This window comes from Hymenobacter sp. BT491, assembly GCF_014349165.1.
GTDB lineage: Bacteria > Bacteroidota > Bacteroidia > Cytophagales > Hymenobacteraceae > Hymenobacter > Hymenobacter jejuensis.
This window is the reverse complement of sequence record NZ_JACSJJ010000004.1, coordinates 216,443-231,329: the sequence shown is the minus strand read 5'-3', so window position 1 is coordinate 231,329 and position 14,887 is coordinate 216,443. Positions and strand designations below refer to the sequence as shown.

Genomic DNA, 14,887 nt, shown 5'->3' with positions numbered 1-14,887 from the left:
AAATTTTATAAAAAACAGAAAAAGAGGCTGCCAACGCCCGTTAGCAACCTCTTTTTCGAAAGGGAACTTCGCATCTTGGCCAAGCCAGTATCAGGTTACTTGCTGGCGTAGCTAATGGGCACTGTGAAGCTTACATCTACCTTTTTGCCCCGCTGAATGCCCGGTTTCCAAGTGCCCGGCAAGTTCTCGATCACGCGTAGCGCCTCGTTGTTGAGCGCCTCGGCGGCAGCTTCCTGGCCAGCCGGTGCCACAACGCCTTTCTGAATCTCTACATCGTGCATTTGGCCGTCGGTGCCCACCACAAACCGGATGAATACTTTGCCCCCCAACTTGGCTTCTTGCGCTATGGCAGGGTACTGCACGGCGCTGCCGATATCCTGCAAAAGCTGTGCGTAGCCGCCTTGGTATTCGGGCATCTTCTCAACGGACGTGTAGATTTTGCGCCCGACCGCATAGGACGGCGGGGGCGGCGGAGGCGGCGGTGGGGCAAGGGGCAGCGGCGGTGGGGGTGGAGGCGGCAGGTTTGCCTGGCTCGCCGAAGCGGCGGCAGTAAGCGTCGGGATCGCTTCTTTCTGGCAGGCCACGGCAAATAGCAGCAACCCACTGACCGGCAAGACCAGCCACTGCTTCCAGCGGCGGGCAGGAGGATTTTTGTAGAGCATAGCGATACGGTTAAGCGTGTGGGATTGGGTAAAAGAATGAGCGGCCGTGAGCGAAAGCCCTAGGCGCTGACTGGCCTGCTGGGCCAAAAGCGTCGCGTATTGGGCGGGGGAAGCAGTGGGCATTTCGTGTAACACGGCCTCGTCGGCGAGGTATTCGTGCGTGAGAGCCAGCGCCCGCGGAAAGAGGTGCACAAACGGATTGAACCACAGCGCTGCCCGCAGCACATCCAGCACCAGCCGGTCGTAGGTGTGGCCTTGCTGCACGTGGGCTAGTTCGTGGCGCAGCACCTGTTCGGCTTCGGCAACGGTAAGGGGCGCGGTCTCGTCCCAGTAAACGGTACGCCCAAACGAGCTGATGGGCAACTTGCCTCCCGTGCGCACCAGCGTGTAGCCTGCCTGGCGTTCACTTGGAAGCCCGAGCGTCAGGCGGTGCAGATGCCACAACCGCACTCCCAAACGGATCATCATCAAAGCAGCGACGGTTGCGTAAATAATTAATAACCAATTATTTACATAGAAGCTCGTTTCGGATGTTGCAGCGGCTCCTACCCGCACGACGGGTAGTAATACCGTCATCGGGGGCAGTGCCACACCGCGTAAGGCCGTGCCCCACACGGCTGGCAACGGCAGCCACGGTAAGGCCGCAGCCAGCGCCGGCGCCAGCAGCAGGTACCAGCGGTTGTAGCCAAAGCTACGCTCCGAGCGCAGCGCGAACCGGTAGAGTAGCCAGCCAGCGCCCAGGCACAAGGTGCTCAGTAGCATCCAGTTAAGTAGCAGGAGCGTTGTCATCGGCTTCTTCGTTTAGCTGTTGTTGGGCGTGCTTCAGAAGTTCTTCGAGTTGTTGGGCATCCAGGTCCTCCTCTTTGGCAAAAAAGGAAACCAAGCGGCTGAAGGAGTTGCCGAAGTAGCCGCCCAGCAGCTTGCGCAGCGAGAAGCGACGGTACGCGTCCTGCGCTACCAGTGGGAAATAGCGGTGCGTGCGCCCAAATGCTTCGTGGTCGACGAACTTCTTCTGCTCCAGAATGCGGATGATGGTCGAAACGGTGTTGTAGGCCGGCTTAGGCTCGGGCATGTCGGCCAGCACGTCCTTCACAAACGAAGGGCCGCGCTGCCAGAGCACCTGCATAACCTGCTCTTCGGCTTTGGTGAGTTCGGGGAAAGATTCCATGTGTCTGAGTATGATGCACTAAACGTATAACTAATAATTTAGTTATACAACTAAATAGATAGGTGAAGCGAAAATAAACTTTCGGCTTCTGAGAAGTGAGCGAAGCTGACACGCGCGTTTTTCGCGGCTCAAAACGAAATTTTTTGACCTAGCAAGTGTTATGCAAGCCCATCATTCCTGTCGAACATATCGTGATCCTGCATAAAATCAGCTCCCGGCTGGCGCGCCTGACGTTGCTGCTCAGCACCGTATTGCTCACGGCGCCGAGCATGAGCTGCACCAAAGACGCTTCGGAAGTATCGTCACCCGCAATCCCTACGCCGAGCGCTCCTACTCCGGCGCCTCCTGCGCCCACACCCAATAGTCTTTTAGTAAATAGCTCACTGATAGGCGAATACAGCGCGACTGACTTGGCCAGTCGTGTTGCCGAAGCTCCGGTTGCCGGCGCGCTGGCCAAATATCCCATCCGAGTCTATCACCTGACTTATACCACGCCCAACACCGACGGCAAGCCCGTCACGGCTTCGGGGGCGTTGCTGGTACCCACCGTGCCGCAGCCCTTGCCCCTCCTGAGCTACCAGCACGGCACGATTCGGCCTTCCGATGAAGACCGGGCGCCGTCGCACTACAGTACCAATAGCGAGGTGTACTCGGCGGTTTCGGTGCTGGCTTCCACGGGCTACATCGTGTCGGCACCCGATTACATTGGCTACGGCGCTTCCAAGGCGTTGCCGCACCCCTACGAGCACGCGGCGTCGTTGGCCTCGGCGTCGCTGGACATGATGCGCGCCGCCCGCGAATTCTGCCGGCGCGAAAACATTCCGCTCAACGACAAAAACTTCCTGCTCGGTTACTCCGAAGGCGGTTTTGCCACGATGGCGCTGCACAAGCTCATCGAGGAAAAATACGCCAACGAGCTCACCGTCACGGCTAGCGCGCCGGGCGCCGGGGCCTACCACAAGTCGGCCTTTGCCAACTATATTCTGAGCTCCGATAAGCCCCTGAATTTCCTCAGCACCTACGTGTGGGTACTCGATACCTACAATCGCGTGTACGGCATCAACCGGCCATTTGCGTATTACTTCAACCCGCCTTGGGCCGCGCAACTGGAAAAAAACTCGTTCGGCTCGGTGCCAGACCAGCCCAAGCAGCTTTTTACGGCCTCTTTCCGGACCAGCATTCTGACTAATACGGATCCGCAAATGGCCGCTGCCTTCCGCGACAACGACATTTACGACTGGCAGCCCAAAGCTCCGCTCGCCCTCTTCCACGGCACCGCCGACGACTACGTGCCGTATTTCAACTCCGAAGACGCCTACAAAGCCATGCAGGCGCGCGGCGCCAAACAGGTAGAGCTGCACCCGGTGCCCGGCGGGAATCACTTTACCTCGGTAGTCAGCTATACGCTACAAGCCCTCGGGTTCATCTCGCAGTACTACTAAAGGCAATCACCTAATTAAAAAGGCCAGCTTCGTACGAAGCTGGCCTTTTTAATTAGGTGATTATCATATTATTATACCAAATATTATTTGATGCTGCGAAGCAATTAAGATACAGGCTGCGCGACTGGCTTTGGTGAAACCGCCTGCCGAACCCAGCAGCCAGCCAGCGCCGCTAATCCTCCCACCAAGCCGCCCAAAATCGCGGTGACCACCACCAGCGCCCAGCCGTTGCCGCCCAGGGGCAACAATTGCGCTACGCGGTGGCTCAGCAGGCCTTGGTTCTGAACGTTGAGCCACGCAGCCAAGGCAAACCAAACGAAGCCCACCCCCTCAAAGCCCGCCAAGAAAGCCCAGCCGCCGTGCGTGCCCAGCCACAGCGCAGCCGCGAATGCAACCACCGCCACGCTCCACCACGGCAGAAACACCTGAGCAACAGCGCCTGCCACCAGAATAACCAGAAAAAGCGGCCAGATCCCTCGATTCATACGGTTGTATAATTATTTGATAAACAGATACTTGTGAATAAGCCTCTGCTACTTGTTCAGCGTCCACGTAGCCTGCACGCGCTTATTCTGTTCGGTGGCATTGTGCAGAAACACCAGCGGATAGAGCTGCCCCACGCGCCACGTCTCGATCATGTTGTCGTAGAACGGCGAACCCGGATTGCCGCTTTGCCCGCCGGGGTACACGCCGTAGGCCTGCACCTGCGGCCCAAGAGCCACCACCATGCGCCACGACGGGCCATTGCGCTCGGAAGTCGCATTCACGATGCCCGCGCCGCCGCCCACGTCGAGGTCCATGCGGCCGAAGCCGGGAAGCTGCGCCAGGTGCAGAATGTCGGTGCTCTTTTGGTTGGCCCAGCGCCACTTCGGCCCAAACTCGCCAAACTTGCGCTGCAACGAATCGGCAGCAAACTCAAACGACAGCCGCACCAGATCGGGCAGCGTTTCTTTGGCCGGCGTGCGTCGGTCGTCAATCCATTTAGAATCAGGCTCTTGCAAAATGAGCGTGTTGGTGCGGTCGCGGCCGGGCCAGCGCAGTTCTATGCCAGTGCCTTTTTTGCTGAAATCGTCTTCCCAGATGCGCCTTACTAAGTTGCTGTACCACAGCTCAAAGATGCTCGGCCCGATGGCGTTAGCCTCGTAGAAATACTTCCAGCGGTGCATTTCGGTGCGGACCTGCTGCCGCGCGCCGCGGCTGGCCACGTTCTGCGGCTGCGAATCCAGCAGGGCAAGCATTCGCGGGAGCATGAGTTGGGCGTTGAGGTTGAGATTGTCGTTTTGCAGCACGCGCAGGCTGTCGGGCGTGGCGCGGGTCATGCGTGCCAGTCGCTCGTTGATGCGGTGACCGCGCTCGTAGCTGCCGAACGTCCAGTTGAGATAATACGGGTAGTCGGGGCCTGTGGAAGACTGGTTGGCGGAGCTCACAAAACCGCGCGCCGGGTTCTTCACGTGCGGGTTTTGTGCCTGCGGAATCCAGCCTTGCCAATCGTAAGCGGGGTCGGTGCCGTCGAGGATAAACTTGCCCTGATCGCGCCACTTTAGCGGAAACTTGCCGTTGGGCCAAATCGCGATATCCTTCTGGTTATCCGCGAAAATGAAGTTTTGCGCCGGCGAACCATAGTTGGCTAAGGCGGCCGTGTAATCCTGATAATTACTCGCGCGGTTGAGCTGGTAAAACGCCAGCACTTCATTGGCCGCGTCGTGGGCCGTCCAGCGCATGGCGTGCCGAATGGGCGTTTCGCTGAGGAAGGGTTTTTCGTCGCGGTCGTACACGATGGGGCCGTGGTGCGTGTAGAGCACCGTGTCGAGCCGATCAGGCTGGCCGCGCACTTTAATGCGCTCCACCACGCGGCGAATCGGTTTCCAGCGGCCGTCGTGCCAGTATTCGCGGCGTGTGTGGTCGCGGAATTTGATCTGGTACCAGTCCATCACGTCGGCGGCCACGTTGGTTACGCCCCAGGCCACTTGCTGGTTGAAGCCAATAATCACCGTCGGCGCGCCCGGAATGGTCACGCCGTACACGTTCACGCCCGGCGCCGTCAGCTGAATCTGGTACCAGATGCTGGGCAAGTTCAGCTGTAAGTGCGGGTCATTGGCCAAAATCGGAAAGCCCGACGCCGATTTTTCGCCGCTCACCGCGAAGTTGTTGGAGCCCAATTCCGGATTGGGCTCGTGCGCCGGCACCTTCTCCGACATCGCCGCCTGAAACGAGGGGGGCGTAGGTGGGGCCGGCAACGGCTTGAAATCCAAGGGGGTACCAACGGGTACAATCGGGTCCTCGCGCTGCGGGTAATCCGGAAATAAGTCTTTCACCACGGCTGGCCCGTACTTATTCAGGGCGTTGGACATGCGCAAATCGTCGGAGCGTCCGCTCAAGTCGAAGGCCATGTACTTAAGCAGCAGCGCGCATTTCAGCGGCTCCCACCGCTCCGGCGCATAATTCAGGAGCTTGTATTCGAAGGGATACTCCTTCGCGGAAAGCGAACTGATATAGGCATTTATACCATCGGAATACGATTGTAATACATTGTGCGTGACGGGGTTAGCCATCATCATGTCGAGCGACTTCTGGGCGCCGTATACCATGCCCATGCGCCGGAAAAAGCGGTCCGTCTCCAGGCGGCTCGGCCCCACAATTTCGGCCAGCCTCCCGGCCGCCACGTGTGTAACGAAATCCATCTGCCAGAGCCGGTCGCGGGCCGTGAGGTAGCCTTGGGCGAAGTACAGATCGTGGTCGTTTTGGGCAAAAATGTGGGGCACGCGCCGGTCGTCGAAGCGCACCTGCACGGGCGCCTGCAAACCGGGCAGCGTCAGGTTTTGCTGAGCCGGAAACGCATCGGCCGCTTCCCCGTTCTGCCAGAAACCTTCAAAGGGACTCAAAAACTTCCCAAACGGCGGAACATCACCCTGTTTGGTGTTGAGTACCCAGGTAAGCGCGCCGCTGATGGCCAGCGCCAGCACAGCTTTTGTCCACTTGATCATACACGGCATTTAAGCTTCGGAAAGTAGACAATATTTGGCGCTAAGCAGGTCATAGAACCCTAAAATTGTAGCAGTATCGAATGCGCTATATCCTCGGCCACAGCAGCCATCCCAATAGCACGGTTCGCGCCGTCCACGCCAAAGTGCGGATCCAGTTGGTGCGCACCAAGCCGTCGATGGCGATGTAATTATATCCCTGACCCAAACGGTTGTGGAAAGGCACTGTAATGAAAAAGGTTGACAACCAGACGATTATAACCAGTCCCAGCGCCCACCAAACACTTTGGCCCAAGCTGCGTCCTTGCCACGCCAGCCACGCGCCCGAGCCCAATTCCAGCACCATCGGCGCCATCACGACCCAGCTGATGCGGTTGGAGTGCTTTTGATGAAAAGCCACAAATCGGTCCTGCGCCACGTCGGCGAAGCTGGGATAATGCACCAACTGTATGGTCCAGATGACACCGGTGAGGTAAGCAGCCAAAGCAAAGTTGAGCACTAGAAGATGCAGAAGCGACATAAGAGGCAGGTACTTAAGACGAAGAGCGCAATGCGCTCCGGGAAGGTACTAACGGAAATGCAACCCTGAGGCGCTGCTGTAGTCCTATCATCTGGCCAGAAAACCTACTTTCGTGGCAGACTTCTCTTTCCACCATTCTACTTTTATGAACAATACCTCTGCTGCCAGTAAATGGCTGTTGATGAGTGCTTTGTGGGCTGCTGCGCTGGCAGGTTGCCAGCCGAACGGCAAATCTGGGGCTGCCCAGGGCGACTTGCTGCAAGCCAACCTCGACACCACCGTGCGCCCCGGCGACGATTTTTTCACCTACGCCAACGGCGCCTGGCTTAAGAAGCACCCTATTCCGGCCTCCGAAAGCTCGTGGGGCATTGGCAAAGAGGTGCAGAACGAGATATATGCCCGCCTGCGCGCCATCAACGAAGAGGCGGCCAAGGCTAATGCAGCGGCCGGCACCAACCAGCAGAAGATCGGAGACTTCTGGGCCACCGGCATGGATTCGGTAAAGGCTGACAAACAGGGTATTATCCCCCTAAAGCCAGAGCTAGATCGCATTGCTGCCATGCGCACCTCGCAGGATGTGCAGGACGAAATTGCCCGCCTCAAACCGCTGGGCGTGAACGCTCTGATCGGGCCGTTTGTAGCGCAGGATGCCAAAAACAGCGATAAAATGGCGCTGCAACTCTGGCAAACCGGCCTGGGGCTGCCCAACCGCGACTATTACTTTAACAAAGACACACGCACGGCCAACATCCGCAAGGAATACGGCAAGCACGTCGCCAAGATGTTCCAGCTAATGGGACAGGATTCGGTGACCGCCAAAGCCAGCAGCGCCCGCGTAGTGAAGCTGGAAACAACGCTGGCCGGTTCGTCGAGAAAGCTTGAAGCCTTGCGCGACCCGTACGCCAACTACAACAAGATGGCCGTGAACGACTTAGACAAGCTCACGCCCGGTCTCGATTGGAAAACGTGGCTTGGCAAGATGAATCTTGCCAAAGCCGACACCGTGATTGTGGGCCAGCCGGAGTTCTACAAAACGGCGGGCCAGCTGCTGAAAACCGCGGCGATCGATGACTGGAAAGCCTACTTGCAGTGGCAACTGGTCAATGCGTACGCCAGCAACCTGAGCCGCGCCATCGACAACGAGCATTTCCATTTCTACGGCACCATTCTGCAGGGCCGCAAAGAGCAGCGCGCCCGCTGGAAGCGCGTCCTCGATGACGAAGAAGGCGCAATGGGCGAGATGCTGGGTCAACTATTTGTAAAAGAATACTTTAAGCCCGAAACCAAGGAACGCTACGAGAAACTGGTTACCAACGTAGTTTCGTCGTTCCGCGACCACATTCAGAAGCTGGACTGGATGAGCGACTCAACCAAGCAAAAGGCCTTGGTGAAGCTCAGCAAGATTACCCCGAAAGTAGGCTACCCCGATAAGTGGAAGGACTTTTCCAACCTCAAAATCGACCGTAGCTCCTACGCCGCCAACATGATGCGGGCCAGCCAGTGGTCGTACAACTACAATATCAACAAGCTGGGCAAGCCCGTCGACCGCACCGAGTGGGAAATGACGCCCCAGACGTATAATGCCTATTACAACCCCAGCAACAACGAAATTGTGTTGCCGGCCGCCATTTTCGCCATTCCCGGCCTCAAAGACGAGGACGCCGACGATGCCATCGTCTACGGCTATGCGGGCGCCAGCACCATCGGCCACGAACTCACCCACGGCTTCGACGATGAAGGCAGCCAGTTTGACGAGAAAGGCAACCTGCGCAATTGGTGGACCAAGCAGGATCGCAAGCTGTTTCAGCAGCGTGTCAACGGGATTGTGCGGCAGTTTAACGGCTATCAAGTGCTTGATAGTCTGCATATTAATGGCAAGGCTACCGCGGGCGAAAACATTGCCGACCTGGGCGGCATCGTCATTGCTCTCGACGCCTTTAAGAAAACCGACGAGTACAAGAAAGGCGAGAAAATCGGCGGTCTCACGCCGGAGCAGCGCTATTTCTTGGGCTACGCGCTTGGCTGGCAAAACCACCAGCGCGACGAAGTACTCGCCCAGCGCGTGCTCACCGATGTACACTCGCCAGCTAATCTGCGCGTAAACGGCCCCTTCGCCGACGTGCCGGAGTTCTATCAAGCCTTCAATATCAAGCAAGGCGAGAAGCTCTGGCGCGCCGATAGCTCGCGTGTAAAAATATGGTAATCAGATAGTTGTAAAAAATCAAAACGCCCCCTCTTTCTTCAAGGAGGGGGCGTTTTTGCTGTTAGCTATGCTTGGCCATGAACTTTTCCAGATTCTGGCGGGCGGTGGCTTGGACTTTGTTGCGCAACAACGGCGTCCAGCCCAGCAGCCAACCCATGAGCCCCAGTGCCTGCCGCGACCAGCGCCAGAAACTGAACCGGTCGTGATGGGTCAAGATTTTGTTGTCTTGGAAGGTAAAGCGAGCCTGAATGTGGTTGTGCACGAAGCGCCCGGTTTGCGAAAACGTGTAGTGCGCATCCCAAGTGGCTTGGCCTTGCTGGTCGTCGGCCCGGATGCCGTTGTAAACCAAGCGCAAATCTTTGCTGCGGGCGCACAGCATGTGCCACATCGCCCCGATCTGGCGGCCTTCCAAAACGCGAAAAGCAGGGTCTTCGAAGGTCGCTTCCGGATGATAGCAGGCCGCCATGGCCGCCGCGTCGCGGCGCTGAAAGGCTTGGTAGAAGCGGTGCAGAAGTTCTTCGTGTGGGTGCATGGCGGTAGGGCAAGGGTGGGCTAAAGATGGGAAAAAATGAGTCTTGTCGGAGACAGCCCGGCGGGGCGTTCATGCATTATACATAGTGGCGGGGTGTGCTTCGCGAAGATCTATTGCCTGCACCCTCTGTTTCAGCTATGCTTCCTTTTTCCGCATTTCGGCGACTGTTTTGTATATTATTGATAATCAATGCGATACATGCGAAGGCGCAAACCGTGCCCGCGCAGTCCAATACGCCGCCAGCGCCTCCTTCCGCAGCCCCTTCTCCGGCGCCCGACCAAACAACTCCCGCCGACACTACCCGGACCCGCTCCTGGAGCCTGCATTTTCAGCAGACCGTCATCACGCAATGGCACGCCAATTTTTCGGCGCCATATACTGGCGAATACAGCCTGCGGCCCCGCGAAAGCGCCAAAACCTCCCTGACCAGCACCGTATTCATTGGCCGCCAGCTGTGGCGCGGGGCCAGCATTTATTTCAACCCCGAGCTGGCGGGCGGCAGCGGGCTGAGCGCGGCGCGCGGCATTGCGGGCTTCACCAACGGCGAAACGTTCCGCATCGGCGATCCGGCGCCCAAGCTGTATCTGGCGCGCTTGTTTTTGCGGCAAGTTTGGGCGCTGGACGCCTCTACTACGCCCACCGACGACGCTCCCAACCAGATCGCGGGGGCGGCGCCAACGCGGTTTTTTGCGTTGAACGTGGGCAAGTTCAGCCTTTCCGACTACTTCGATCAGAACAGCTACAGCCACGATCCGCGCAGCCAGTTTATGAACTGGGGCCTGATGAGCAACGGCGCTTGGGATTATCCGGCCAATACACGCGGCTATACGGTAGGGGCTGTGGGCGAGTATGTTACGCCAAGCTTTGCGCTGCGTGCTGCCACCTCGCTGGTGCCGCTGGAAGCCAATGGTCCCATCCTGAACAAGCACTACCACACCGCCCATTCCGAAACCTTGGAGCTGTCGCGTACTTACGCCGTGGGCGGCCGCGCCGGCACGGTGCGCATGCTGGGCTTCCGCACGGTAGCCGACATGGGCGACTACCATTTGGCCATGCTGCGCGACGATCGTGATATCACGGCTACCCGCGTAAACGGACGCACCAAAACCGGCTTTGGCCTGAATGCCGAGCAGGAACTCACCGAACAGATCGGCGCTTTCGCTCGCCTCAGCTACAACGACGGCCGCCGCGAAACGTGGGCGTTCACCGAAATTGATCGTTCGCTGAGCGCCGGGCTTTCCAGCACCGGCGCCACCTGGCAGCGCCCCGACGACCGCCTGGGGCTGGCCGTGGTCGGCAACGGGCTTTCTACGGCCCACCGCGACTATCTGGCGGCGGGCGGTCACGGCTTCATCATCGGCGATGGCCGGCTTACTTATGCGCCGGAAATGATTGCCGAAGCCTATTACAGCCTCAATTTTCCGAAGCAGCACGCTACCGTCAGCCCCGATTATCAGTTTGTGCTGCACCCTGCTTACAACCGCGACCGCGGGCCGGTGCATGTAGTGGCAGTGCGTTTGCACGTGGCCTTTTAGCGCAGCGCAGTTTGCCACTTACAACTGCCGACTACAAGCCCGCGCGGCGGTGTGCTTACGAATAGTTTCGTAACTTCTGTTGAGCAACGGTTGTCGGCATTGCGGCATCTTAGGGCTACTACCTCACCTCAAACTTGCGATTCTCTATGAAAACCTTGTCTCGTTTGTTTCTACTGCTGTTGCCCGCGCTGCTGTTGTTGCCCGGCTGGGCGCTGGCTTCCACTCGGGAAGTGCGTCAGGTGGCGTCTTTCACTGAAATCGGGTTTGCCACGTCCGGCAATGTGGTGCTGCGCCAAGGTAGCCCACAGAAGGTGGAGGTAGAAGGCGAACCCGCCGATCTGGCCCAACTCGAAACGGTAGTGAACGGCAACAAGCTGCGCATCCGTACCCGAGACAACTGGCACGGAAACCTGGGCAAAATTACGGTGTACATCACCGCGCCGACCATCAACGCCTTGAGTGTGAGTGGCTCCGGAATGATGAAGGCCGCTACGAGCATTAAGGCCAGCACCCTAAATCTGTCGGTGTCGGGCTCGGGCCGGCTGGAGTTGCCGACGCTGCAAGCCTCCCGACTCAGCTCGTCGCTATCAGGTTCGGGCAGCATTACGTTGGCCGGCGCCTGCCCTACGCACGAGATCAGCATCAGTGGCTCAGGCGACGTAAACGCTACGGATTTGAAATCCGATGAGGCTACTGTAAGTATCAGCGGGTCAGGCGATTGTAAAATAAGTGCTTCCAAAACCCTGAAAGCCAGCATCATCGGGAGCGGCGATGTGTACGTCAACGGCAACCCGCAAATCAGCACGTCCATCATCGGCAGCGGCAAAGTACATCGCAGCTAACGCGCTTTCAGCTCTGGCCAACAACGAAAAAGGCGACTCACTACGAGTCGCCTTTTTCGTTGATTATGAGGAGGTTGCCGAAATTCTAAATCGCCATCAGGCGTGAAAATGCTTACTTGCGGCGCAATCCAGAAAGTATAGACGCACCGTTACGCAGCACTCCTTTCATGGCTCACCTGCACACAAAGCTTCCGGTCTGTGCCAATTGCTACTACGCCTTCCCGGAAGGTGGGCCCGACGACTATTGCCCCAGGTGCGGCCAGCAAAACCACGACATCAACATCGGGTTTGGACACGTGGTGGAGGAAACGCTTGAAGGCATTTTTCACTTCGACGGTAAGGTATTTCGAACCGCGTGGTTGCTGCTTTTTCATCCGGGCGAGCTAACCAAACGGTTTCTGGCTGGCCACCGGGTGCCTTACGTGCCGCCGATTCGGCTGTACATCTTCATCAGCTTTGTCTTCTTTTTTGTGCTTTCCCTGCGGTTTGGCCACGAAGAAAAAAAGCAGGAGAAAGCGCTCACGGCCCAGCAGCAACGACAGCGCGACCAAGGCTTGCGCCAACTCGATTCCCTCCAAAAAGCGGGATTCGTGCCACCCGGCGTCGCGGCGCGAGTGCCCGCGCGCGCAACGGCCAAGCCAGCACCGAAAAATGAACCGGGAGTGGGGTTCACCATCGGCAAGACCCACCTAGGACCCGACGAAATCAAGCGCCTGCCCGCGGAGCCCACCAACGCTCAGCTCGATTCGGTGCTGCGCAGCAAAGGCGAAAAGTCCAGCTTCTGGGGCCGGCTATCGGTGCGGCGGTTTATCTACTGGCGCGATACGACCCGCGCAGAGAAAATCCATCAGGGCTTGCGCGCTTTGTCCATTGCCCTGTTTTTGCTCCTGCCCCTGGCCGCGCTTTTGTTGAAGGGCGTGTACTTCCGGCAGCACCGCAACTACGTGGCGCACTTGATTTTTACGGTCCACCTGCATTGCTTTCTGTTCCTGCTGTTTCTGGCGGTGCTGCTTTTGGGCTACGCGCCCTTTCTCGAAGAGTATTCGGCGTGGTTGCTGTGGCTGATTCCCGTTTACTTCGTCGTGGCGCTGCACGGGTTTTACCAACAGTCGTGGGGCAAAACCATCGGCAAATCCTTGCTGCTGGGCCTTACTTATACTTTCACGTTGCTGTTTGCCGTGGTGTCAGCGCTGGCAATGGGTTTTATTCTGTTTTGATATAAATATCTGATTATCAAATGTTTATATCAAAAGTCGAACAAGCCGCGCCGCTGCGAGTCCTTCTTGGCCTTGCTCTTGCGTTTCGACTTGTCTTTGTCATCGCCGCCGAATACACCGTTGAGGAAGCCGTTATTTTTTTCCTTCACCAGAATGTAGCGCACCGAAATGGCCGTGGGAAACCGCGCCCAATCGTCGGAGTTGAATTCCACCGTCGGCTTAAAATCCAGCGATAGCACCAGGCGCGTCAGGGCAACTTTGTATTCGACGCCGGCAATGGCATCGAGGCCGCCGAAAGTCCCGTTGTCTTTGTGGTTGCCCAGGTGGCCGCCGGCGCCCAGGTAATAATTAAGGCTGGGGCCCAGAATGCGGAAATGCTGCTCGGCCAGTATGGTGGCGCTTACCTCGCGGTTGGAAGCGATGCCCAGGCCTTCCAGCGTGGTTTTTTCAAAAATCTTTTGCTGCACGGTTACGCCAAAGTTGTTTTTGCCCAGGCGCAGGCCCGTAGCGGTGCGGTATTTTTGGGCGTAAGCGACCGGCGACAGCCAGCAGCCGGCCAATACGAAAGCCGCGACGGCGGCAAGCCGGCGAGCGGCAGGGGAGAGCGTCATAATCTTGTAAGTAGCGGATTGAACCTGATGCGTTGGACGCCGTTTGAACGAAGGTTGCCGAGCAAAGTACGGGCCGCTTCCATAAAAGTGCAGTAATTTGCATTTTCTGCCCCCGCCCGCTGTTCCAGTCCTACATTTCGTTTTCGCTTAGTTCCACCCGTGTATATCCATCAGGTTGCGGCCTATTTGCCCGCCCACATTGTCACCAACGAACACTTTACCCGCCTCAACGGCCTTTCGCACGACTGGATCATTGAGCGTACCGGCATTCGGGAGCGGCGCAAAGCAGCCGTGGGCGAAAACACCAACACGATGGCCATCGAGGCCACGCAACGGGCCCTGGCGGCGGCTCCGGAATTTATCCACGGCCTCGACCTGATTGTGGGGGCTACCTACACGCCCTACGATACTATTTTTACGGTTGCCCACGCCGTGCAGCATGCTCTGGATGTGGCTGATATTCCGGTGGTTAGCATTTCTTCGGCCTGCTCGTCGCTGCTCAACGCCATTGAGATCGTGGAAGGCTATTTTGCCATGGGAAAAGCCTCGCGGGCGGTGGTCGTAGTGTCGGAACACAACACGGCGTACAACAATGAGGAAGACACCATCGCCGGCCACCTCTGGGGCGACGGGGCGGCTACCTTGCTTATCAGCAAAGAGCGCCTCGCCGAAACCGACCTGCGCATGGTGGACCTCATCACGGGCGGCGCTGCCACGGTGGGCAAAGCCAACACAGCGGTCACGCTCAAGCCCGTCGAGCGCGGCTTGGTGATGCCGCACGGCCGTGATGTATTCACGCACGCCTGCCAGCATATGGCCCGCGTCACGAGCCAGTTGCTCGAACGCAATCAATTGGGCGTCGAGGACGTAACGTACCTGATTCCGCACCAAGCCAACCTGCGCATCACGCGCAACGTGCTCGAAAGCTTGGGCTTGCCAACCGAACGCGCCGTGTCGAATATTCAGGACCTTGGCAACACAGGCTGCGCAGGCGCGGCCATTGCCCTTGCCGACACGCGCGAGCAGCTTACGCCGGGCAACAAAGTGGTCATCACCGTATTTGGTGGCGGCTATTCGTACGGCGCTATGCTATTAGAACGCTAAAAAAGCCATTATTGCTAAACATTTGATAGTCAATCATTTAGCAATAATGGCTTTTTCAAAAGGGCCGCAA

The 14,887-nt window shown here is 57.9% G+C and carries 13 protein-coding genes; 6 read left to right on the top strand and 7 right to left on the bottom strand.

Annotated elements, in window-relative coordinates:
* Positions 1 to 95: 95 nt before the first annotated feature.
* Together H9I52_RS17720 and H9I52_RS17715 are read right to left on the bottom strand one after the other, a co-directional pair.
* The gene (locus tag H9I52_RS17720) at positions 96 to 1,451 is read right to left on the bottom strand and encodes a TonB family protein (RefSeq protein ID WP_187454967.1); all 1,356 of its coding nucleotides are present in this window, start codon (positions 1,449 to 1,451) and stop codon (positions 96 to 98) included.
* A complete protein-coding gene (locus tag H9I52_RS17715; RefSeq protein ID WP_187454966.1) occupies positions 1,429 to 1,830 on the bottom strand; it encodes a BlaI/MecI/CopY family transcriptional regulator in 402 nt (133 codons plus the stop codon). The genes H9I52_RS17720 and H9I52_RS17715 overlap by 23 nt, the downstream gene beginning before the upstream one ends.
* Positions 1,831 to 2,021: 191 nt before the next feature.
* On the opposite strand from H9I52_RS17715, the gene H9I52_RS17710 reads away from it, so the two are divergent.
* Entirely contained in the window at positions 2,022 to 3,272 is a 1,251-nt protein-coding gene (locus tag H9I52_RS17710) for an alpha/beta hydrolase family protein (protein ID WP_316248049.1), read from the top strand.
* Positions 3,273 to 3,376: 104 nt separating this feature from the next.
* Here H9I52_RS17710 and H9I52_RS17705 read toward each other — a convergent pair whose 3' ends face one another.
* The 3 genes from H9I52_RS17705 to H9I52_RS17695 form a co-directional block, all read right to left on the bottom strand.
* Positions 3,377 to 3,757, bottom strand: coding sequence for a hypothetical protein (locus H9I52_RS17705; RefSeq protein WP_139515040.1), 381 nt, complete (start codon positions 3,755 to 3,757; stop codon positions 3,377 to 3,379).
* 48 nt (positions 3,758 to 3,805) lie between these two features.
* Positions 3,806 to 6,256, bottom strand: coding sequence for a penicillin acylase family protein (locus tag H9I52_RS17700; RefSeq protein ID WP_187454965.1), 2,451 nt, complete (start codon positions 6,254 to 6,256; stop codon positions 3,806 to 3,808).
* An 85-nt stretch (positions 6,257 to 6,341) separates the two neighbouring features.
* Positions 6,342 to 6,773 carry a hypothetical protein gene (locus tag H9I52_RS17695; protein ID WP_187454964.1) on the bottom strand — a complete coding sequence of 144 codons (432 nt, stop codon included), beginning with the start codon at positions 6,771 to 6,773 and terminating at the stop codon, positions 6,342 to 6,344.
* A gap of 145 nt (positions 6,774 to 6,918) precedes the next feature.
* Here H9I52_RS17695 and H9I52_RS17690 point away from each other — a divergent pair, with 145 nt between their 5' ends.
* Complete coding sequence (locus tag H9I52_RS17690; RefSeq protein WP_262386125.1) at positions 6,919 to 8,976, top strand: M13 family metallopeptidase; 2,058 nt, start codon at positions 6,919 to 6,921, stop codon at positions 8,974 to 8,976.
* A gap of 61 nt (positions 8,977 to 9,037) precedes the next feature.
* Here H9I52_RS17690 and H9I52_RS17685 read toward each other — a convergent pair whose 3' ends face one another.
* Positions 9,038 to 9,508 (bottom strand): nuclear transport factor 2 family protein, encoded by a 471-nt coding sequence (locus H9I52_RS17685; protein WP_187454963.1) that lies wholly within the window; start codon positions 9,506 to 9,508, stop codon positions 9,038 to 9,040.
* Between the two features lie 215 nt (positions 9,509 to 9,723).
* On the opposite strand from H9I52_RS17685, the gene H9I52_RS17680 reads away from it, so the two are divergent.
* From H9I52_RS17680 to H9I52_RS17670, 3 genes are all read left to right on the top strand, one after another.
* Positions 9,724 to 11,043: a carbohydrate porin gene (locus H9I52_RS17680; protein WP_222940554.1), complete on the top strand. Its 1,320-nt coding sequence runs from the start codon at positions 9,724 to 9,726 to the stop codon at positions 11,041 to 11,043.
* Positions 11,044 to 11,189: 146 nt separating this feature from the next.
* Positions 11,190 to 11,885, top strand: a complete 696-nt coding sequence (locus H9I52_RS17675) for a head GIN domain-containing protein (protein WP_187454961.1) — start codon at positions 11,190 to 11,192, stop codon at positions 11,883 to 11,885.
* Positions 11,886 to 12,052: 167 nt separating this feature from the next.
* Positions 12,053 to 13,102: a DUF3667 domain-containing protein gene (locus H9I52_RS17670; protein ID WP_187454960.1), complete on the top strand. Its 1,050-nt coding sequence runs from the start codon at positions 12,053 to 12,055 to the stop codon at positions 13,100 to 13,102.
* 29 nt (positions 13,103 to 13,131) lie between these two features.
* Here H9I52_RS17670 and H9I52_RS17665 read toward each other — a convergent pair whose 3' ends face one another.
* Positions 13,132 to 13,713, bottom strand: a complete 582-nt coding sequence (locus tag H9I52_RS17665) for a hypothetical protein (protein ID WP_187454959.1) — start codon at positions 13,711 to 13,713, stop codon at positions 13,132 to 13,134.
* A 159-nt stretch (positions 13,714 to 13,872) separates the two neighbouring features.
* Between H9I52_RS17665 and H9I52_RS17660 the strand changes: the two genes are divergently transcribed.
* Complete coding sequence (locus H9I52_RS17660) at positions 13,873 to 14,817, top strand: 3-oxoacyl-ACP synthase III family protein (RefSeq protein WP_139515033.1); 945 nt, start codon at positions 13,873 to 13,875, stop codon at positions 14,815 to 14,817.
* Positions 14,818 to 14,887 lie beyond the last annotated feature (70 nt).

Coding starts and splice junctions, on each gene's coding strand:
- H9I52_RS17720 (WP_187454967.1), bottom strand. CDS start 1,451: ATGACAACGCTCCTGCTACTTAACTGGATGCTACTGAGCACCTTGTGC.
- H9I52_RS17715 (WP_187454966.1), bottom strand. CDS start 1,830: ATGGAATCTTTCCCCGAACTCACCAAAGCCGAAGAGCAGGTTATGCAG.
- H9I52_RS17705 (WP_139515040.1), bottom strand. CDS start 3,757: ATGAATCGAGGGATCTGGCCGCTTTTTCTGGTTATTCTGGTGGCAGGC.
- H9I52_RS17700 (WP_187454965.1), bottom strand. CDS start 6,256: ATGATCAAGTGGACAAAAGCTGTGCTGGCGCTGGCCATCAGCGGCGCG.
- H9I52_RS17695 (WP_187454964.1), bottom strand. CDS start 6,773: ATGTCGCTTCTGCATCTTCTAGTGCTCAACTTTGCTTTGGCTGCTTAC.
- H9I52_RS17690 (WP_262386125.1), top strand. CDS start 6,919: ATGAACAATACCTCTGCTGCCAGTAAATGGCTGTTGATGAGTGCTTTG.
- H9I52_RS17685 (WP_187454963.1), bottom strand. CDS start 9,508: ATGCACCCACACGAAGAACTTCTGCACCGCTTCTACCAAGCCTTTCAG.
- H9I52_RS17675 (WP_187454961.1), top strand. CDS start 11,190: ATGAAAACCTTGTCTCGTTTGTTTCTACTGCTGTTGCCCGCGCTGCTG.
- H9I52_RS17670 (WP_187454960.1), top strand. CDS start 12,053: ATGGCTCACCTGCACACAAAGCTTCCGGTCTGTGCCAATTGCTACTAC.
- H9I52_RS17665 (WP_187454959.1), bottom strand. CDS start 13,713: ATGACGCTCTCCCCTGCCGCTCGCCGGCTTGCCGCCGTCGCGGCTTTC.